1 protein-coding gene is annotated in these 572 nt (G+C 44.1%); it reads left to right on the top strand.

Going from position 1 to position 572, the window contains the following annotated elements:
- The coding region (locus R8O10_RS26665; protein ID WP_318192154.1) for a recombinase family protein at window positions 1–572 on the top strand (572 nt) is incomplete at both ends.

Raw genomic sequence — 572 nt, 5'->3', positions numbered from 1 at the left:
CATTGATGTTGCCATTTGCCGTTTCAACCTGATCATTTATCACGACAAAAGTAGTGACTTAGGTCAAGACCTGCTTATCACTACAGCAATACATTTAGCGCACTTAGAGAGTGAACAGAAATCAAAACGCATACGTGCCAGATTCACACACAAGCGACTATTAGAAAAAGAGGGCGGTGAGAGACGCACATCAATGAGTCCTAGCTGGATTGAATTAAGCAAAGATAAAACGCACTTTGTGTTGATACCTGAGCGTGCGCGAATTGTGCGCAAGATGGTAGATTTAAAGCTGCAAGGCTGGGGTGCTCATCGCATTACAGTTCATCTTAATGAGCAAGGATATCCTTGCTGGAACCGCAGCAATACTTGGTACACAAAGATTGTTGAGAAGTATCTAAAGATGATACAGCTTGTCGGCGACTTTCAACCAGTCGAGCATGTGCACGGCGAAAAGGGGGTGCGCAAAGAACCTGTTGGAGATGTAATAAAAGGCTATTACCCAGCATTGATTACAGAAGAAGAGTGGATCAGGCTTAAAGCATCTTTTAAGAGATCTGGAGGGCGACAAACGG

This window comes from Vibrio sp. 1727 (genome assembly GCF_033344415.1).
Classification (GTDB): Bacteria; Pseudomonadota; Gammaproteobacteria; order Enterobacterales; family Vibrionaceae; genus Vibrio; species Vibrio alginolyticus.
This window is presented reverse-complemented; position numbering and strand designations above follow the sequence as displayed.